The organism is Labrenzia sp. PHM005 (assembly GCF_006517275.1).
Lineage (GTDB): Bacteria > Pseudomonadota > Alphaproteobacteria > Rhizobiales > Stappiaceae > Roseibium.
The window spans coordinates 4,383,944-4,403,378 of sequence record NZ_CP041191.1; the positions used below are offsets into that span (position 1 = coordinate 4,383,944).

Here is a 19,435-nt window from a genome sequence, read left to right on the forward strand (position 1 = left end):
TCTGGCGGATTTTATGACTGTATTGAGTTCGTTTTCTAACCAGCTGCTGCGCCTTTCGACCTGTCTGATCCTACTTTGGGCAGTGGCGGCCTGCTCGTCCCGCCCGGAAACGGGTGCACTGACCGCCAATACGCAGCCAGCCAAAGGCGCTGAAGCGCACGATATTCTGATTGCCACAACCCGAGAACGCGACCCGAGGCCCGGCACTCTATTCAACGGCGAACGCTCTATTACATTGAATTTTGCCGAGGCCGTTGTATCGGTCCCGCCGTCACATAAGCCCGGAGCCGTTGAATGGCCTTCAGCAGCTCCTGGAAACCCAAAAACCGACTTTGTCACCCGCCGCGCAGACTACATTGATAGCGAACAGAAATTTGTCTCCGATCTCAACCGGAAACTGGCATCATTGCCCAAAGGCAAACGCGAAATTATGCTGTTCATCCATGGCTACAATACACATTTTGCTGAAGGGCTTTACCGTTATGTCCAGATCGTGCACGACGCCAATTCAACCACCGTTCCGGTCTTTTTCACCTGGGCTTCACGTGGCAAACTGCAAAACTATGTTTATGACTTAAACAGCGCAGCAATCGCCCGCGACGGTCTAGAAAAAACACTTATGCTGCTCGCCCGCAGCAACGCAGAAAAAATTTCAATCCTTGCTCACTCCATGGGCAACTATCTCTTGATGGAAACCGGACGCCAGATGTCTCGGGCCAGCCATAAGACACTAAACCGCAAACTCGACAGTGTTGTCATGGCAGCGCCGGATATTGATATCGACCTGTTCAAGGCAACCTTACGAAGGCTCGGCCGACCGCCAAAACCGTACATTGTTGTTGTCTCTCAAGACGACAGCGCGTTGCGGGCCTCCCGCGCGATAGCCGGCGGAATTGAACGGCTCGGCGCCTACTCTAACGATGAAGAACTTGCTGAACTCGGCGCGATCGTCTTCAACGTCACCGAACTAGAAACTGCCGAAACCTCCAATCACAGTAAATTTGCAGCTCTTGCTCAGTATTCAACCGAACTCCAGAAGGCGCTGCTCTCAAGCGGTCTTGCCGATGGATCAAGTATCAATGGCACCACGACTCTTGGTGACAATCTGGGAAGCCTTGTCGGAAACACGGCGCAATCGGCTGTAACATTGCCGATAAAGATCATCGCCGCCCCTTTCTCAGGCCAGCCCGCAGGCCTCTGATCCCTAATTATCTTTAACAAAGCTTGGCAAGACCGCAATTCAACGCCATATCGCACTCATGAAGTCACCCTGCATCAAAACCTGCCAGATTGATCACGCCAGCCAGCTCTGCATCGGCTGCTTTCGTACGCTGGACGAAATTGCCGGCTGGAGCGGGTTCTCAGATATCAAACGGCAGTCCGTTTTGGACGAACTCGACACCCGCCGGTCGAAGCTTGCCGTAAATACCGGGACAGGCCGATGAATGGCCGCAGTCAGATCCGCGGGTTTGTGCTCGTTGTCCTGATCACGGTCATAGCTGCTGCTCTGTTTTACTACATTTTCGGCGACCCAACCGATCCGGAAAACCTCAATTTTGATGACACCGGCCCCCGTGTTGTCGCCCTCTCCGCCCTCGCTTTTGTGTTTTTGGCAAGCTTCATCTTCGGTCAGCCAAAGGTGCGCGACATCCTTCAAGGCACGCTCTTTTGGGGCGGCCTCGGTCTCATTCTCGTGCTCGGCTACACCTACAAACATGATCTTGTGCAAGCCGGATATAGGGTTCTCGGCGCCCTGGCTCCCGGCATGGCCGTCACTCAACCAGACGGAACGATCTTGATTGTCCGCGATGCCGGCGGCCATTTTGTTGTTGATGGTGCAACCAATGGCAGCCGGACCCGGTTTCTGCTCGATACCGGGGCCAGTGCCGTTGTGCTGACCTACCGGGACGCTCAAAGGGCTGGGATCAAGGAACGGGACCTGTCTTTCTCCGTGCCCGTTTCAACCGCCAACGGCCGGACCTTGGTGGCCCCTGTTCGTATAGACACGCTCAGGATTGGCGATCACACCTTGCGCAACATCCGGGGTTTTGTCGCCCGTGACGGATCTTTGGATTCAAGCCTGCTCGGCATGACCGCGCTTGACCGCTTGAGAAGCTGGCGGATCGAAGGCGACCGCCTGGTCATGACGCCTTAGGATCTACAGCCCGGCTGACGAAAGTTGCGCGTTCCCGGACGACGCACCGCGAAGATCCGGGATCTTACCCGATAACAATCAACTTACGGATCAAGGTCACAAAAGTTGGTCCCGGATCAAGTCCGGGAGGGCACAATCGGCTGAAGGCTATTCTGCTGCATCCGCATCGAAATTGGCGGGACTAACGGCTGCCAAAGCCCGCTCGACAACTTCGAGCCCTGCGCCAGGTTTGATGGCTTCAACTGTCAGAATACGGCGCCAGGAGCGCGCACCAGGGCGGCCATGGAACAAACCCAGCATGTGCCGGGTCATATGGGCGAGTTTCACGCCCTTAGACAGCTGATCGTCCAGATAGGCCATATGACCGCGCACAGCCTCCCACGGCGAAACGTCATCGGTTTCAGCCCCATAGAGCCGCCGGTCAACTTCGCCCAAGATCTGCGGCGTGTGATAGGCTGCCCTACCGAACATCAAGCCGTCGAGCGTTTCCAGATACGGCTGTGCCTGGTCAAGTGTTTCGAGCCCACCATTCAGCCCAATGAATTTCTTCGGCAACCGCTGTTTCAAGCGGATCACACGATCATAGTCGAGGGGGGGAATATCCCGGTTTTCTTTCGGGCTCAGTCCTTTAAGCCAGGCTTTGCGGGCATGCACCCAGAGCGCGTCGGAACCGGCTGAAAAGGTTGCATCGGCCATAGCATCAAGGGCCGGTTCTGGGTCCTGATCATCGACACCGATCCGGCATTTGACAGTCACCGGGATATCAACGGCGTCTTTCATGGCGGCAACGCACTCGGCAACCAGTTGCGGTTCCTCCATCAGGCAGGCGCCAAAACGCCCGGATTGTACCCGGTCGGACGGACAGCCAACGTTGATATTGACCTCGTCATAACCAAAACCTGCCACGATTTTGGCCGCCTCCGCCATGGCTTTGGGGTCAGACCCACCAAGCTGACAGGCAATCGGGTGTTCCAGATCTGAAAAGCCGATGATGTGCTGCCGGTCGCCATGGATCACCGCACCCGTGGTGACCATTTCGGTATAGAGCAGCGCATGTTTTGACAGCTGCCGGTGAAAAGCCCGGCAATGGCGATCTGTCCACTCCATCATCGGCGCCACGGCGAAGCGAGGCTGATGGCTGGTGTAAAGGCGGTCATTGGTTGTCATGGCGCCTCCATATCATTTGGCACCCAAAGACGCAAAACCCGGATTTTTTGCAAGTCCAATGTGTGAACCTCCCGCCCGTTATCCTTCCCGGTGGAACTTAATGGCGGACAGACGAAAGCAAGATCGGAGGACACAATCCGGATCATCGTACTTGCCTCTCCCAAGTCTCAATGATTAATTGGCTCTCTTTTCGGAGTTTTCTTCCCTTGGCCCTGTCTTCTTCAAATGCCCCGTCCAATGCCCGGGCGGGTCTCTTCCTGATCTGTTTGGGCATCGGCAGCTTGTCGATCAGCGATGCGATCGCCAAAGAGCTCACAGGCGGGTATCCGGTCCTCGAAATCTTGTTTTTAAGAAACCTGATTGCCCTGCCGATCGTCGTTCTTTTGGTCTGGAAACTGGCTGGCCCATCGGCGCTGGTGTCCCGGCAACCGGTCGCTCACTTTTTGCGCGGAATTGTCTGGGTATTGGCCGCGACATGCTTTTTCACCGGCCTGAGATACCTCGGCCTCGCGGAAGCCACCACTTTGGTATTCATCGCGCCGGTGTTCATTACGGCCATCTCCGCTTTATTCTTAAAAGAACAGGTGGGCTGGCGGCGCTGGTCGGCCGTTCTGGCCGGGTTCATCGGCGTTGTTATTGTTGTGCGGCCAGGCGCTGGAACTTTTCAGACAGCCTCCGTACTGCCGCTTGTAACGGCCTTTCTTTATGCTGTTTTCATGTTGAGCGCCCGCTGGCTCGACAAGAGCGAAAGCGCCTGGACCTTGATGCTCTATCAGGTGATCACCGGCGGGGTTTTAACTGCGATCGCCATGCCCTTTGTCTGGGTGACACCAAACCTTGACGATATCGGCCTGTTCCTTGGAATTGCCGTCTTTGGAACTGCGGGCGTTACCATGATCACCCAAGCGTTCCGGCTGGCGCCAGCTGCAACAATCGCGCCCTTTGAATATACTGCGCTTCTTTGGGCCACACTGCTCGGCTGGCTGTTCTGGCGTGAAATTCCTGATATGGCGACTTACGCAGGTGCGGCGGTCATTGTCGCAAGCGGCATTTTCATCGTGTTGCGGGAAGGCAAAATCAAGGACGAATGAGCGGGTGCTGCGCTATTCAATCTGCAAAATATCCCCTCTTCCCTCAGGAGAGGGGTTACAAGCGGTCAAACCGCGTTTTTCTCCCCTCATCCGCCCTTCGGGTACCTTCTCCCAATGGGAGAAGGCACGCATACGTCGGCCAGATCTAAAGGCCAATCTTCCAGGAACCAGCTAAGCAATCAAACCCGCTGGGTGAAAGTCGTTTCCTTGACTAGGGACGCATAGTCCTTGGCGAGATCCAAAAATGCGTTGTAGCTTTTCTGGACTTCGGCAAAACGCGGGTTGGCTTCCGCATTTTCCGCCATGACTTCAGCAACAGCTGGTTTTAGCGCTGCAATCACATCGTCCGGGAACGCGCCGAACATAACGCCATCTTCCTTAAGGCTCTTCAGCGCAACGGCGTTGAAATAGTCGAACTGTGCAGTTGTCTCGACAGAGGCAGCGGCTGCAGCGTTTTCAATGACGGCCTGAAGATGTGCCGGAAGGCCGTCAAAGGCGTCTTTGTTGACGACAATTTCCAGAGCGGCAGATGGTTCATGGAAGGCCGGGACATAGCAGTGTTTAGCCACTTTTTGCAGGCCGAACGCCTGGTCCAGGAGCGGGCCAACCCATTCTGCAGCATCAATGGCGCCAGACTGGAAGGACGGGAAAATTTCCGGAGGCGGCAGCAGAACCGCATTGACGCCGAGCTTGCGCATGGCTTCGCCGCCGAGACCTGCGATCCGCATGTTCAAGCCAGCAAGATCTTGAAGGCTGTTGATCGGTTTTTTGAACCAGCCGGCCGCCTGAACACCGGAGTTGCCGGAATAAAACGGCTTCAAACCGCGTTCGGCATAGATTTCGTCCCAGAGCTTCTGGCCGCCGCCAAATTGGAGCCAGGCGGTCATTTCCACGGCGGTCATGCCGAAGGGAATGGCCGAGAAGAAATGCAAGGCAGAGTTCTTGGACGCAGCATAATACGGTGTTGAGTGGCCGATCTCGGCTGTGCCCTGTTCAACCGCATCTTCGACGCCAAACGGCGGCACCAACTCGCCGCCGGAAAAGACTTTCAGGGTCAACTGACCATCAGACATGGCGTTGACGCGCGCAGCAAAGGTGGTGGCATTGGTGCCGACGCCCGGCGCCTTGGCCGGAAACGATGTCGGCATTTTCCACTCGATCTTGCCCTGTGCAACGGCAGGCGCAGCGAGCATTGCCGCCGGTGCGGCAACGGCACCGGTTTTTAGAAAGTCGCGTCTTTTCATCGATAGTCTCCCTCGGATTTTATTTGAACAAGACGTCCGGCAGCCAAGTCGCCAACGCCGGAACGGCGGCAACAAGAGCCAGAGCGAACAATTGCAGGACCACAAACGGCAGAACCGAGACATAAATGTCCCGGGTCTTGATGGCATCCGGTGCAACCGATCTGAAATAGAACAAGGCAAAGCCAAACGGTGGCGTCAAGAAGGATGTCTGCAGGTTGAGTGCAATCAGGACGGCAAACCAGACCGGGCTGATGTCGCTTTGCAGAATGATTGGGCCGACAATCGGCACCACAATGAAGATGATTTCGACGAATTCCAGAATGAAGCCAAGCAGGAAGATCACCAGCATGGTTAGGAGCAGCATGCCGTAAGCACCGCCAGGCAGGGACTGCAGAAGTTCCGCAACATGTTCATCGCCGTTAAAACCGCGGAACACCAGCGACAGAATGCTTGCTGCAATGACAATGCCGAAGATCATCCCGGTGATGACGACCGTTTCACTCAGCGCGGAAACCAAAACCTCGCGGCGCGGCAGAGCCGCAATCACAGACACCAGCAATGCGCCAAGCAGGATGATCAACGTCAGCGAGATTACCGTTGCTCCCGTCCAGGCAATCTTTCCGCCGTCAAACTCCAGGCCGAAGATCCCGCTTTGACGCAGCCCCAGAAGAAGCACTGCCAAAACAGCGCACGCGGATGCGATTTGGGCTGCTTTCCGCCCCTGCGCGGCTGCTGCGATCACCAGGGCGCCGGCAACGCCAACACCTGCCGCTTCCGTCGGTGTTGCCACGCCGACCAGAATACTGCCAAGCACAGCAACGATCAGGCCGAGCGTCGGCGCAATGTTTTTGACAAGCTCCAGGATCGAAGCTTCTGATTTGGCCGGGGGGGCGTCGGTTTCAGAGGCCTTACCGCGCAGGCGCAAAAGCACATAACCTGCATAAAATGCAACCAGCAGAAATCCAGGAAGCAGAGCGCCGGCAAACAGATCGCCGACCGTCACCGGATCCGGCGCAAAATTGCCAGCCTCCTGCTGGGCTTCAAAATAGGCATTGGAGACCTGGTCACCGAGCAGGATCAAAACGATCGATGGCGGGATGATCTGGCCGAGTGTGCCGCTGGCGCAAATCAGGCCGCTGCTCATATGTTTGTTGATCCCGGCGTTCAAAAGTGCCGGAAACGTGATGGTGCCCAGCATAACAATGGTCGCACCGATGATGCCGGTGGAGGCCGCAATCAACGCACTGACCAGCACCACGGCCAATGCCAGGGCGGATTGATTTCCGCCGAGCGCCGCCGTCAGGCTTTTGAGCATCTTTTCGGCTTGCTGGGATTTTTCCAGCAGCAAACCCATGAGCACAAAAAGTGGCACGGCCAAAAGCAAGGGATTGCTCATCACGCCAAAGACACGCTGGGGGACGGCCTGAAAATACCCCATGTCGAATTGACCGGCACTTGCAGCAACCAACGCAACAAGCGTCGGAGCCCCTGCAATGGCCAGCATCACCGGTACACCCGACAAAATCCCGGCAAAAACGGCAAGCGCCAGAACAAAAAGCCACAAGATGTCAGGGGTCATGCAGAGCGTCCCCGCACAGCAGAGACCAGCCGTGTCAAAACCATGAGAACAATCAGCGCCGGCAGGATCACGAGACAGGTTTTGACAACAAAAAGCCCCGGCAGACCTCCAGTTTCGCGCGAGCCTTCCAGGATCACCCAAGAACTCTTCACAAGGGGAAAGGCGGTCCAGACCATCAGTCCGAAGACTGGCAAGGTCAATAGAAGATCCCCGGCCCAGTCAATTTTTTGGTTGATCCGGGAAGACCAATTTTGCCGGAAAACATCAACCCGCACATGGCGATCTGCGTCAAAGGTCACTGCAACGGACAAGGCGACAAGCGCCGCAAACGAGTAGCTGACGGCGTCTTGAAGTTCGACGAACCCGACACCGAGCAAATAACGCATCAGCACCATGGCCAGCTGGCACACGAAGACAATCGACGCGAGCCCGATGCATAACCAACGCACCGCAGACAAAACTTTCCGCATTCTTAATTCCGAAATCGATTATCCGATTAAACCGAACGGGTGTGCTCCGACACGCCGCCTGCACCTTAGTCAGCTCATTGATAGATGTACATATACTGCTGATTTATCCCGCCATTTTGAGCGCAGAAATTCAACCAGACAAAAAATCAACATCACATATTGCAAACGAACGTTCGTTCGCCGATATATCCATCGTGTGTTATGCGAAGGAGCTCAATTTGTCGCGCGGGAGATTTGCCCACGTTCAGGGATCACCCGTTGGCCAAAATCCAGCTCTTCTTCGAACACAGCCCAACTATTCAATTGTCAAAGGCAAAATTCATTATGGCATTCCCTCACCTTCCAGTTTGCAAAGCGCTGGCTGCTGTTGCGTTCCTGTTTTCCAGCGCATCAATAGCGGCGTCAGAAGCTCAGTTAAGATATGAAGTCCAGTTGGATGGAAAGCCGGTCGGAACGCTCGACCTTGACCAGCGAGCCAACGCCGACGGCGGCTATCGATACAAACTGACAACACGCATTCAGACCAAATTTTTCCTGAGCAAAATCGATATCCGCAGCAATCTGCAAGAAACCGTGACGAAGACAGGCCTTCTTCTGGAAGCTTCCAACAAGCTATCCGACGGCAAGAAAACCTATTGGACCAAAATTGAACATTCAGACGGAGAGTATCTTGCCTTTGCGGCACAAATGAAAAACCAACAGGAAATCGAAAACGAAGAGCTGATCGGCCTCGCCAAGGAAGTCGTTGCCTCCGTGGTACCGTACGCGGGAGAAACGATGGCAGTCGCTGAAATTCTTTTGTCTGATGAAAAGAACAATCCAAAGCACCAGCGATTGAAACCTGACCACTTCGATACAACCCTGATCAGCCTCCCTCTCTTTTGGCAACGGAACAACCGCCAGTTTCCATCATCGTTTCGTATACTCGACACGGAAAACATGTCGGTATTTGAGGCCAAAACGGAGTATTTGGGCGCAAAACACCTATCTTCCGGCGACCTCCAAATCCCAGTCCGTCATTATCGGTTACAGGCTGGGGACGGCAATCCTATGGACATCTGGTTCGCCACTGCGAACTCCGGCCTTGCCTATTTTGCCAAATTCAAAGGCAAAGAAGACGGCACTGCATTCAACATTCAAATTATTGGAAAAAACTAGTCAACTGATTGGATGCCAACGCCTCTTGGCTAGATGAATCAATTGCACTCAAAATCGTCTATGGCAATTTTCACCAATTGCAAAATTGACGCATTCTAGTTTGTAATCCTGTCTTGCCGCAACGCAGCAAATGCGCTAGGTCGGAGCCGGTTTTTTTCTTTCGGCCCGGTCCTGGCCAAATCCCTATTCCTCCACCTCAGGGCTTGTCAGCCTCCCGGCCGGCCGAAAGTCTGTTCCACGATCCGTATTGGAGATAAACAAATGCTCGGCAAAAAAGTTCCTTTTGTCACCTTCCGGACCCGCGTCCGCGACGAATCCATCGAAGGCCCGAATCCGTTCCGCTGGGAAGACAAAACCAGCGACGACTACTTCAAAGGCAAGAAGGTTGTTCTGTTCTCCTTACCGGGTGCATTCACACCAACTTGCTCCACATTCCAGCTGCCGGACTTTGAAAAGCTGTTCGATGAGTTCAAGGCTGAAGGTGTCGACGAGATCTACTGCATCTCCGTCAATGACGCCTTCGTCATGAACGCTTGGGCCAAAGCTCAGGGCGTCGACAAGGTCAAGGTCATTCCGGACGGCTCCGGCGAGTTCACCCGCAAGATGGGCATGCTGGTTGCCAAAGACAATCTGGGCTTCGGCATGCGCTCCTGGCGTTACGGCGCGATCGTCAATGACGGCACCGTGGACCAGTGGTTTGAAGAGGAAGGTTTCTCCGACAACTGCGAAACCGATCCGTATGGCGTCTCTTCCCCGCAAAACATCCTGGAGAAGCTGAAAGCTTCCAAGGTCGAAGCCGCCTAAGGTTTCTGCTTTTCCGTTTTAAAGCCCCGGGACGCCCGTTCCGGGGCTTTTGTTTTGCTGAAACTAAAGAACCTCAGCGCAACCGGAAACGCCATCAACTGGGTTAATTTCGATATCACCGTTGGCGAGTGCGGCAGTCACAGCGTCCACATCATCCACGATATCGGCAACAAGCTCCCGATTGTGGTCGTCTACTGCCCAGCCAATTCCATTGTCTTTTGCGGATAGAACTTTCAAACCGCCGGACCACGTGCCATCTGCAACAGACTTCCAACTGTCGTAGGCAGCCTCATTCACCCGTTTCAAAGCGCTGGTAAGAACTGTTCCTGGAATAAAGCCGTTCTGGTTGTCATCCACCATGATGACAAATGCACCCGCTGCTTTCGCAGCCTTTGCCACCCCTTCTGAGGCCAATCCGGCCGTTGCGAACACAACATCAGCGCCCTGGGCAAACATTTCTTTGCCAACCACCTTTCCCTGCTGAATATCGCGAAAAGATAAAATGTCTTGTCCGATGAATGCTGAAAGAACTTCCACATTGGAATCCGCATGTTTCGCACCAGCAGCAAACCCGCACATAAAACGCCGTACAGGCGGGATGTCCATTCCGCCGATTGTGCCAACGGTTCCGGTCTCAGTTTTGAGCCCGGCCACATAGCCGGCAAGAAATCCACTTTCATCATCTGCAAATAATACAGACCGCACATTGGGAAGGTCAGTAACGGCTGCATCAATGATCGTGAATTTGATCTCCGGATATTTCTGCGCCACGTCGCGAACAGCGTCGGAATTTTCAAAACCGAGGATCAAGACATGTGTCACGCCATCAGCCGCGAAGTTCAAGAGAACCTGGTGCGTTTCTTCTTTGCTTGTGCTGCTCCACTCGCGCAAGGAAAAACCGAATTCTCCGGCAGCCCGTTCAGACCCCTCGGCAGCCAGTTGATTAAAGGACCCATCGTTTTTGGTATTGGTGTAGATAACCACACCAACAGGTTCAGCAGGAGCGCTGTAAACGAATCCTGAGACAAGAAGAAAAAGCGCGAGCCCCGATGCCAGGTAAAACTGCTTCAGCATTCCGCACATCCAGCAGGTGGCGTTGACAATTTCAAAGCGCTTCGCCCACTCAGCTGCAACTGAGCAACAGAGAAACGTGCACTTAAGGCGTATTACCGAAACAATAAACAGCTACAATTCGGTAAATACGTCCAACACTGCAACACTAAAGCTGTTTGTTTTTGCTAGACAATTCGCAAATTTACCTAACATAAGCCGGTCTTTAGCTGCCATTTTCCATCCGGCGCTGTTCATCATCGGAACGCAACTCGAGCCACATGGCGTTCAAAATCGCCAGGCAGCACGCCAGTGGCATTCCAAGGACCCAGGCAAAATACCACATGGATGTCTCCTTTGTAGTGAGCCTCAATAGGCCGTGTGGTTGTCACGTTCGATGGTCTCTTCATCCACTTTGCCCCACAGCACCTTATAAACCCAGGCCGTGTAGAGGAGGATCATCGGCAGGAAGATGATGACGGCCACCAGCATGTTGAAGAGTGTGCGATGAGTAGACGATGCATCCCAGACGGTCAGGCTGGCTTCCGGTTGAACAGAAGACGGCAAGATGAAGGGGAACATCGACACACCGACAGTCGCAATGATGCCGAAAACAGCCATTTTGGAAAATACAAAGATCGGCATTTCAAGCCGGGTCTGTAGCAGGATCAAAGTGCCGGCCATGCCCACAAAACCGAAAACTGGCGCCAGCCAAAGAACCGGATGGGCGGCGTAGTTTCGGAGCCAGGCGCCCCCTTCGATCACCGCTTGTTTGGCAAGAGGGTTGGCCTGCATGTTTGGATCGACATCAGAAGTAATTCGGAACCCCTCAACGAAGCCGGTTGCAACCAGATAGCCGCCAACCCCGAACAGCAGAATGCCCAGCAAAGCGGCCAGTGTCCCGGTCCGGCGGGCCCGGACAGCAATTTCACCCGTAGTCCGCATCACCAGCCAGACCGCGCCATGCATCACGAGCATGGTGACGGATAACACACCGCACAGCAGCGGGAACGGTGTAAACAGCTCAAAAAACGCCCCCTCATAGGTCATGCGAAGGTCCGGATCGAGCCGGAACGGCACACCAAGCAAGACGTTGCCAACCGCCACTCCGAAAACCAGGGCCGGGACGAACGAGCCGGTAAAGAGCGCCCAGTCCCAGGCATTGCGCCAGCCAGGATCAGGCCGCTTGGAGCGGTATTTAAAAGCCACCGGCCTTAGAATCATTGCGGCGAGCACAATGAACATAGCGAGGTAAAACCCGGAAAAGCTGATCGCATAAAGCGGCGGCCAAGCGGCGAAAATCGCCCCACCCCCGAGAATAAACCAAACCTGATTGCCTTCCCATGTGGCGCCAATGGTGTTGATCACCACCCTGCGCTCAATGTCCGTTCCAGCAATGAAGGGCAGCAGCGTTCCGACCCCCATGTCGAAGCCGTCCGTGACAGCAAAACCTATCAGGAGAACACCTAGCAGCAGCCACCAAATCATTTTCAGGGTCGAATAATCGATGAATTCGTGAAGGATCATGACCGATTACTCCGCTGGTACTGGGGTTGCGTCTGACACAGCAGGCCGCACCGGTTTTTGGTGAGACGGGGCCGCCTCTCCATCGTCGGGACCAATTTTGATGTATTTGATCATGAGCGCGATTTCGATCACCAGAAGCACACTGTATAGCGCGATAAATCCGGCGAGCGTCAGCAGCACTTCGGTCACAGACAGGCTGGAAACCGCTGCCGAGGTGGGCAGCATGCTTTCGATGATCCAGGGCTGCCGGCCATATTCGGCGACGAACCAGCCCATTTCACAGGCAATCCAGGGCAGAGGGATTGACCAGACCGCGATATGCAGGATCCAGCGGCGCTTTTCTATCAACGTGTTGAGCCGGCCGGAGGAGGAGTAATAGAAAAACACCGCAGTCAGCAGGATGAAGAAGAAGCCACAGGCGACCATGATCCGGAATGCATAGAACATCGGCCAGACATTCGGCACAGTTGACCAGGCCGCAGCCTCAACCTGTTCGGTCGTCGCCTCCATCGGCGTGTCTGTAAATGGTAGCAGCAGATAGGCGTAGCCAAGCGAGTTGGCGTTTTGCTGGAATGTCTCCCGCAGATCCTCATCCGCCTCGGCCGGATTTGCCCGGATCTTTTGTAGGGCATCCCAGGCAACTGCCCCCTGCCGGATCCGGTCCTTGGACCGATCGACCAGCTCTTTGATCCCCGGAATGACCGTGTTCAGAGACCGTGTTGCGATCAGGCCCATGACATAAGGCACTTCGATGGCAAAAGCGTTTTCGCGTTTTTCCATATCCGGCCAGGCAACCACGTTGAACGCGGCAGGAGCCGGTTCGGTTTCCCACATCGCTTCAATGGTGGCGAGTTTCATCTTCTGGTTCAAATTGGCTTCGTAGCCGCTTTCATCACCCAGTACGACCACCGACAAGGCGGAAGCAAACCCAAAGGCCGAAGCAATCGCGACGGACCGCTTGGCGATCTGCATATGCCGGCCCTGAAGCAGGTACCAGGATGAGATCCCAATCACGAACATTGCTGCGGTGACATATCCGGCCGAAACCGTATGCACAAACTTGGCTTGCGCCACCGGGTTGAACAACACATCGAAAAAGCTCGTCACTTCCATCCGCATCGTGTCGGGATTGAACATCGCGCCGACCGGGTGTTGCATCCAGCCGTTGGCGATCAGGATCCAGAGTGCGGAGAAATTGGTGCCGAGCGCCACCGCCCAGGTGGCTGCCAAATGCTGGCGTTTCGACAACTTGTCCCAGCCAAAGAAGAATAGACCGACAAAGGTCGCCTCCATGAAGAAGGCCATCAGCCCTTCGATGGCGAGTGGCGCGCCAAAGACATCGCCGACATATTGGCTGAAATAAGCCCAGTTCATGCCGAACTGGAATTCCATGGTAAGCCCGGTCGCAACTCCGAGCACAAAATTGATGCCAAAGAGCGTGCCCCAGAATTTGACCATCCGCTTCCAGATCTCGCGGCCGGTCATGACATAGACCGTTTCCATCGTGGCCAGGAGGACAGACAGTCCAATGGTCAATGGCACAAACAAGAAGTGATAGAGAGCTGTCATGGCAAATTGCAGCCGCGACAGGTCGACGACACTGAGTTCCATCATTTCCCCCTTTTCAAGCCGGGACGGCCTGAGCACATAACGGGGATCGTGGCTTACGCTCGAGAAGAGGTCAATGCGGCAGTTTCGACGCAGGATTGCATAAGGTTACAAAAATGCAGGCGAATTTTATCCCAAAAGGGAAATAATAGCCGACTTATTCGGCCGCCAGATCCAGTTTGCGCTGGTTGAGGAACAATACACTGCCAGCCGATTCGAGCTCGATGCGCTTGTGGGCAATCATCAGGACGGCCGCCCGTCCGCGGAAGGAAAAAAACCGTTCCAGAACGTCAATTGTTGTGTCCGCGTCCAATCCTTCGGTCATCTCATCAAGGATGAACAAATCAGGACTGGTCAGGAAAGCGCGCGCCAAAGCAAGGCGCCTTTGCTCACCGCCCGACAGGCCGAGACCGCCCTCACCAAGCACCGTTTCCAGGCCGTCCGGGCTTTCTGAAATTCTCTGCGCAACGGCGGCTTGCGCCAATGCGATCCAAAGTTCCGTATCCGTTGCAGCCGGATTGGCGATACGCAGATTCGCTGCGACCGTATCATTGAAGAGATGCGGCCGCTGGCTGAGAACAGTCACTTTTGAGCGCAACTCTGTTTCTGGGATACCCGAAAGATCGCGGCCATTCAGCAGGATACGCCCCTGCCCGGCGCTGCGAAGCCGTGCCCCCAGCGCTGCCACCGTGCTTTTGCCACACCCGCTTCGTCCGGCAATCGCCAATGTTTCTTTTTCACCTATTTCGAACGACAGATTGTCCAAAACGTCCCGTTCTGCTCCGGGATAGCGGAATGAAACGGAATCGAATTTCAAAATCGCTTGGGACTGGTCGATTTCAGGTGCAAAACGCTCTTCAACCGGTGTCTTTCGTGGCGTCGCCACTGTGTCCTTCTCAAGAAGGTTGTTGGTCCGGTTTGCAGCCAACTCCATGCGCGGCAGTTTAATCAGGCCGGGAAGAATGGATCCAAAGACTTCGGGCACAGCGATGGCAGCAAGCACTAGACCGATGGCAAGGCCCGGAGAAAGGTCGGCGCTAGAAACGGCAGCAGCAACCGCGATCAACATAACGGCTACGAAGACTTGTCCGACCGCAGTGGAAAGACACGTCAGGCGAACAGACCGGCGCTCTTCAATGTCTTCAGCAGCGCCTTGCCGTGTGTCTGCGGTCACTATGGTCTCTGCCACGGGCGCCAATCCACCAAATACTGAAAGATCCCTGCGGCCGGAAACCATGTCTGTTGCGCGCAGCCGCATGGCTTCACTGGCAGCATCTGCGCGCCGGGCCGCTGTTACATCCGCAGTTCGCGCCGCAAAAACTGCAAGCCCGGCCCAGATTGCCAAGAACATCGTTCCGCTGATTGCAACGATCATCGGCATCGAAAGCCACACGGCAATCAACCCCACCGACACAACAGCAATCACCGCGAAGGGGACGACCAGCCGCAGATAGATCCCATCCAGGGCCGCAATATCGACGGTCAACCGGTTCAACAAAAGCCCGGAGCGTTGTCCCCTTGCGGACCGGTCAACCATCGCAGAGAACAGTTTGTTCCTCAGATCACTTAAGAAGCGGAAGGTCGCATCATGGGTCAGCAAGCGCTCGGCGTATCGGCCGGCTGTGCGGGAAATCGCCAACGCCCGGATCATGGCGCTCGGCACAAAGATATTCAAAAAGATGCCGGTCGCCCCGGCAATTCCGGCGACGGTGATAAACCAGCCAGCCACACCGAGGAGAAGCAGACCAGATATTGCCGGAATAAGTGCGGCCATGATGCCAAGGCAGAAGGATAGCCTGTTGTGCCGATATTGGCGGCAAATAAAGGTCCAGATGGCGGTCATATGACTACCTCCATCACCTTGGCCCCGGCATAGCGGGCCAAATCGATCTTTTGTCCAGGCAAAGCCAAAACCGCCGGATTGTGAGTGGCGATCACAGCTGTCCGGCCTTCGCAGAGTTTCTTCAAACCGGAAATAACATCCGCGGCAGTTTCATCATCAAGGCCGGCGGTTGGCTCATCTGCCAGTAACAGAGCAGCACTCTTGCGCACTGCTGCGCGGGCCAGCGCGATCCGGCGGATTTCCCCCACCGACAGACCGAAGCCATCTTCGCCAAGCGGTGTTGCCAAACCACGCGGCAATCCGCGGACAAGTGTTTCGGCCCCGGCCAAGTGCAATGCAGCCCAAAGGTCGTCGTCGCTGACCTTATTCTCCGGGTTGGCGCCCCGCAGCAAATTGGCTTTCAAAGAGCCGTGAAACAGCTTCGGTGCCTGACCGAGCCACATGGTGTTTTGGCGAAGCTGGTGGGCAAAATCTGGATCAAGTTTCTGACCGTTAATCCGAACCGCCCCACTGTTTGGTGCATGAAATCCGAGGATGCCATCGATCAACGTGGTTTTTCCGCTGCCGCTTGGACCAAACAAAAGCACCGTTTGGCCGGGCGCAATCTGAAGATCAAAGTCTTCATAAATCGGCCGCTCGCCATGGGAAATCGATACACTGTCAAAATGGATCGCTGGCGGTGACGAGTGGTCACCATCTTGTGTGGCAGAAGCATCCCCTGACGCCTGCCTCTCCGGCTGTGGCAAGTCTCGTGTCAGGGCCGTCAACTTTTCCTGTGCAGCCAGACCTGCCGCTCTGTCGTGATAGGCCGCAGCAAATCCGCGTAAGGGTGCAAAAAACTCAGGCGCCAGCAGCAACACAAACAAGCCGCCCCAATACGTTAGTGGTACGCCCCACGTTCCGAAGGAGATATCGCCGAGCAGCGAAAAGCCGATATAGACAGCGGCAAAGGCAATTCCGAGCGCTGAAAACAATTCCAAAACCGTCGAAGACAGAAAGGCGATTTTCAGTACATTCATCGTGCCCCGGCGAAAGCTGTCACCCGCTTTGCGCACGTTTTCTTGCGTGCGGTCCAAAGCACCAAACAACGTCAGGGTTTCCAAGCCGCGGATCCGATCCAGCAACGTACCGCTGAGCCGGGTCAATTCGTCCTGTTGATCCGCGCTCGCCTTTTTCGCCCGGATCCCAATCAGCGCCATGAACAACGGGATCAACGGGCCGCAGATCAATAGAATGATTGAGGCAATCCAGCTGATTGGCAGTACCGCCAGGACGATCACCAATGGCACGATTTTCACCCGCATCATCTGCGGCAGGTAGTTCCGGTAATAAGGCCCGAGCAGATCGACTTGTTCGGTCAAATGCGCGGCAAAGGCGCCAGAAGACGTGAACGGCGCCGATGGTGAGACTTTTGCAGCAGCGGCCAAAAGGCTGGTCCGGGCAACGCTTTGAACGGTGCGCGCGGCGCGGCGCGCCATATTCATAGCAAAAGACTGAAGACCAACGCGCAAAAGGGCGAGCATCACCACGCCAACCGCAGCTGCAAAAACAGGCATCAAAGCACCTGTTGAATCAAGCGGTTTGCTGCTGAGCAAAAATGGCTCAAGCATCGATGCAGCGGCATATGCGATCAGCGCGGCTTGTGGAATCCAAAAAAGATCCGCAATTGCCAGGAGCCGTCCGGCCCGGCGCAATTGAGATGCCTCGTCTGGCCCTGGAACTCCAATCGGCGCCTGCGCCCCCTCTTCCGGTCTATATTCAGCGCCGGACGCCGCGGTCCTTTTGGTATTACGTCGTTTCATCAAAAGCTAATTGCCGCGCTCCCACCGCGAAATTATTGAGGCGTTTTGTGTTCCGTCCTAGCCTCAATATCCGTCCACTTCAGTCTTACACCCGGTTTTTTTCGTTTTCCATCAACCACCGTTGTTTGCAACCGTTTTTTCAAAGGTGTTTCCGGTGAGTTCTACCCAAGAAAGACCGTCAAACTGGCTCCGATACGAAAACGGGAAAACCGTTAGAGTGTTTATCCAATCGATACGGACAAAAGAAAATGACCTTCGTCAATTCCCGGTCCGCGCCCAAAACAAATTTTGTTGGCTGTGTTGAAGGGCAAAATATTTCTCAAACACAAACGAAACGGGCGGACCAATCGGCCCGCCCGTTTAAAGTACTTTCCAGATGAAGGATTACTTCATCGTCGGAATGGAGAACTCCGCGCCCTGCCGGATGCCCGACGGCCAGCGCGACGTGACCGTTTTTGTCCGTGTGTAGAACTTGAACGCATCCGGGCCGTGCTGGTTCAGATCGCCGAAGCCGGATTTTTTCCAGCCGCCGAAGGTGTGATAGGCCAGCGGCACAGGGATCGGCACGTTGATGCCAACCATGCCGATGTTGATCCGGTTGGCAAAGTCACGTGCGGTATCACCGTCGCGGGTGAAGATCGCGGTGCCGTTGCCGTACTCGTGGTCCATGGCAAGGCCAATGGCTTCCTCGTAGGTCTTGGCGCGTACGGTTGAAAGAACCGGACCGAAAATCTCGGTCTTGTAGATGTCCATATCCTTGGTGACATGGTCAAACAGGTGCGGGCCAACGAAGAAACCGTTCTCATAACCCTGCAGTTTGAAGTCCCGGTTGTCGACAACCAGCTTCGCGCCCTGATCGACACCCGTGTTGATCAGGCGCAGGATGTTTTCTTGAGCCGCCTTGGTCACGACTGGGCCGAAGTCGACATCGTCGCCGGCAGTCCAAGGACCAACTTTGAGCGCTTCAACACGCGGAACCAGTTTTTCGACCAGGCGATCGGCAGTTTCTTCGCCAACCGGAACGGCAACGGAGATCGCCATGCAGCGCTCACCAGCTGCGCCGAAACCAGCGCCAACCAGCGCGTCTGCTGCCTGATCCAGGTCGGCATCCGGCATGATGATCATGTGGTTCTTCGCGCCGCCGAAGCACTGCGCCCGCTTCCCGTTCTCAGCAGCCCGGTGGTAGATGTAATGCGCGATCGGCGTGGAGCCGACAAAACCAACGGCCTGGATGGTGGGGTTGTCGAGGATCGCGTCGACGGATTCCTTGTCGCCGTTGACAACGTTCAGGACGCCGTCCGGCAGACCAGCTTCTTTCAAGAGTTCAGCCAGCATGAGCGGAACGGACGGATCACGCTCGGACGGTTTCATGATCATGGCGTTACCGGCAACAAGCGCCGGACCCATTTTCCAAAGCGGGATCATGGCCGGGAAGTTGAACGGCGTGATACCGGCAACAACACCAAGCGGCTGGCGCATGGAGTACATGTCGATGCCCGGGCCGGCACTGTCGGTGAATTCACCTTTGAGGAGATGCGGCGCACCAGTGCAAAATTCGATCACTTCCAGACCGCGCTGCACGTCGCCCTTGGCGTCAACAAAGGTCTTGCCGTGTTCGGACGACAGCTTTTCCGCCAGCTTGTCCATGTCGCGGTTGATGAGGTCGACGAACTTCATCATCACGCGGGCGCGCTTTTGCGGGTTCTGCGCAGCCCAGGCCGGCTGTGCGGCAGCAGCGTTTGCAACGGCAGCTTCCATCTCCGCAGTTGTTGCCAGTGCGACTTGCGCCTGCACTTCACCGGTGGCCGGGTTGAAGACGTCTGCGTAACGGCCGGAGGTGCCTTCGACACGCTTGCCGCCAATAAAATGACCGATCTTTTCCATTTGCGTTTCTCCCATGAAGTCCGATCGACTTGCCGCGCAGCTGAACGCCCCGC

At 55.3% G+C, this 19,435-nt stretch carries 17 protein-coding genes; 6 read left to right on the forward strand and 11 right to left on the reverse strand.

What is annotated here, in order from left to right; translation table 11 throughout:
- The first annotated feature begins 13 nt into the window (after window positions 1–13).
- Genes FJ695_RS19815 through FJ695_RS19825 form a run of 3 tightly spaced genes read left to right on the forward strand, consistent with a single transcriptional unit; the run spans window position 14 to window position 2,155 of the window.
- Entirely contained in the window at window positions 14–1,201 is a 1,188-nt protein-coding gene (locus FJ695_RS19815; RefSeq protein ID WP_141187047.1) for an alpha/beta hydrolase, read from the forward strand.
- Between the two features lie 58 nt (window positions 1,202–1,259).
- The gene (locus FJ695_RS19820; protein ID WP_247653687.1) at window positions 1,260–1,445 is read left to right on the forward strand and encodes a DUF1289 domain-containing protein; all 186 of its coding nucleotides are present in this window, start codon (window positions 1,260–1,262) and stop codon (window positions 1,443–1,445) included.
- Entirely contained in the window at window positions 1,442–2,155 is a 714-nt protein-coding gene (locus tag FJ695_RS19825) for a TIGR02281 family clan AA aspartic protease (RefSeq protein WP_141187049.1), read from the forward strand. Before FJ695_RS19820 ends, FJ695_RS19825 begins: the two co-directional genes overlap by 4 nt.
- Before the next feature lie 147 nt (window positions 2,156–2,302).
- Here FJ695_RS19825 and dusA read toward each other — a convergent pair whose 3' ends face one another.
- Complete coding sequence (gene dusA / locus FJ695_RS19830) at window positions 2,303–3,322, reverse strand: tRNA dihydrouridine(20/20a) synthase DusA (protein ID WP_141187050.1); 1,020 nt, start codon at window positions 3,320–3,322, stop codon at window positions 2,303–2,305.
- A 206-nt stretch (window positions 3,323–3,528) separates the two neighbouring features.
- Between dusA and FJ695_RS19835 the strand changes: the two genes are divergently transcribed.
- Window positions 3,529–4,413: a DMT family transporter gene (locus FJ695_RS19835; protein ID WP_247653688.1), complete on the forward strand. Its 885-nt coding sequence runs from the start codon at window positions 3,529–3,531 to the stop codon at window positions 4,411–4,413.
- A gap of 179 nt (window positions 4,414–4,592) precedes the next feature.
- On the opposite strand, the gene FJ695_RS19840 is transcribed toward FJ695_RS19835, so the two are convergent.
- Genes FJ695_RS19840 through FJ695_RS19850 form a run of 3 tightly spaced genes read right to left on the reverse strand, consistent with a single transcriptional unit; the run spans window position 4,593 to window position 7,706 of the window.
- Entirely contained in the window at window positions 4,593–5,657 is a 1,065-nt protein-coding gene (locus FJ695_RS19840; RefSeq protein WP_141187052.1) for a TRAP transporter substrate-binding protein, read from the reverse strand.
- A gap of 19 nt (window positions 5,658–5,676) precedes the next feature.
- Entirely contained in the window at window positions 5,677–7,236 is a 1,560-nt protein-coding gene (locus FJ695_RS19845; protein ID WP_141187053.1) for a TRAP transporter large permease subunit, read from the reverse strand.
- Complete coding sequence (locus FJ695_RS19850; RefSeq protein WP_141187054.1) at window positions 7,233–7,706, reverse strand: TRAP transporter small permease subunit; 474 nt, start codon at window positions 7,704–7,706, stop codon at window positions 7,233–7,235. Before FJ695_RS19850 ends, FJ695_RS19845 begins: the two co-directional genes overlap by 4 nt.
- A gap of 324 nt (window positions 7,707–8,030) precedes the next feature.
- Here FJ695_RS19850 and FJ695_RS19855 point away from each other — a divergent pair, with 324 nt between their 5' ends.
- Together FJ695_RS19855 and FJ695_RS19860 are read left to right on the forward strand one after the other, a co-directional pair.
- Entirely contained in the window at window positions 8,031–8,864 is an 834-nt protein-coding gene (locus FJ695_RS19855; protein ID WP_141187055.1) for a DUF6134 family protein, read from the forward strand.
- A gap of 261 nt (window positions 8,865–9,125) precedes the next feature.
- Window positions 9,126–9,668 (forward strand): peroxiredoxin, encoded by a 543-nt coding sequence (locus FJ695_RS19860; RefSeq protein WP_141187056.1) that lies wholly within the window; start codon window positions 9,126–9,128, stop codon window positions 9,666–9,668.
- Window positions 9,669–9,731: 63 nt separating this feature from the next.
- Here FJ695_RS19860 and FJ695_RS19865 read toward each other — a convergent pair whose 3' ends face one another.
- The 7 genes from FJ695_RS19865 to FJ695_RS19895 form a co-directional block, all read right to left on the reverse strand.
- Window positions 9,732–10,742, reverse strand: coding sequence for a BMP family protein (locus FJ695_RS19865; RefSeq protein WP_168206433.1), 1,011 nt, complete (start codon window positions 10,740–10,742; stop codon window positions 9,732–9,734).
- Window positions 10,743–10,944: 202 nt separating this feature from the next.
- Window positions 10,945–11,064, reverse strand: a complete 120-nt coding sequence (gene cydX, locus FJ695_RS19870; RefSeq protein WP_141187058.1) for a cytochrome bd-I oxidase subunit CydX — start codon at window positions 11,062–11,064, stop codon at window positions 10,945–10,947.
- Window positions 11,065–11,087: 23 nt separating this feature from the next.
- Window positions 11,088–12,245 carry a cytochrome d ubiquinol oxidase subunit II gene (cydB, locus tag FJ695_RS19875; RefSeq protein WP_141187059.1) on the reverse strand — a complete coding sequence of 386 codons (1,158 nt, stop codon included), beginning with the start codon at window positions 12,243–12,245 and terminating at the stop codon, window positions 11,088–11,090.
- Between the two features lie 6 nt (window positions 12,246–12,251).
- Window positions 12,252–13,856, reverse strand: coding sequence for a cytochrome ubiquinol oxidase subunit I (locus tag FJ695_RS19880; RefSeq protein ID WP_141188834.1), 1,605 nt, complete (start codon window positions 13,854–13,856; stop codon window positions 12,252–12,254).
- 154 nt (window positions 13,857–14,010) lie between these two features.
- Window positions 14,011–15,696 carry a thiol reductant ABC exporter subunit CydC gene (gene cydC, locus FJ695_RS19885; RefSeq protein WP_141187060.1) on the reverse strand — a complete coding sequence of 562 codons (1,686 nt, stop codon included), beginning with the start codon at window positions 15,694–15,696 and terminating at the stop codon, window positions 14,011–14,013.
- Window positions 15,693–17,498 carry a thiol reductant ABC exporter subunit CydD gene (cydD, locus tag FJ695_RS19890; RefSeq protein ID WP_141187061.1) on the reverse strand — a complete coding sequence of 602 codons (1,806 nt, stop codon included), beginning with the start codon at window positions 17,496–17,498 and terminating at the stop codon, window positions 15,693–15,695. Before cydD ends, cydC begins: the two co-directional genes overlap by 4 nt.
- Window positions 17,499–17,882: 384 nt before the next feature.
- A complete protein-coding gene (locus FJ695_RS19895) occupies window positions 17,883–19,382 on the reverse strand; it encodes a CoA-acylating methylmalonate-semialdehyde dehydrogenase (RefSeq protein ID WP_141187062.1) in 1,500 nt (499 codons plus the stop codon).
- Window positions 19,383–19,435 lie beyond the last annotated feature (53 nt).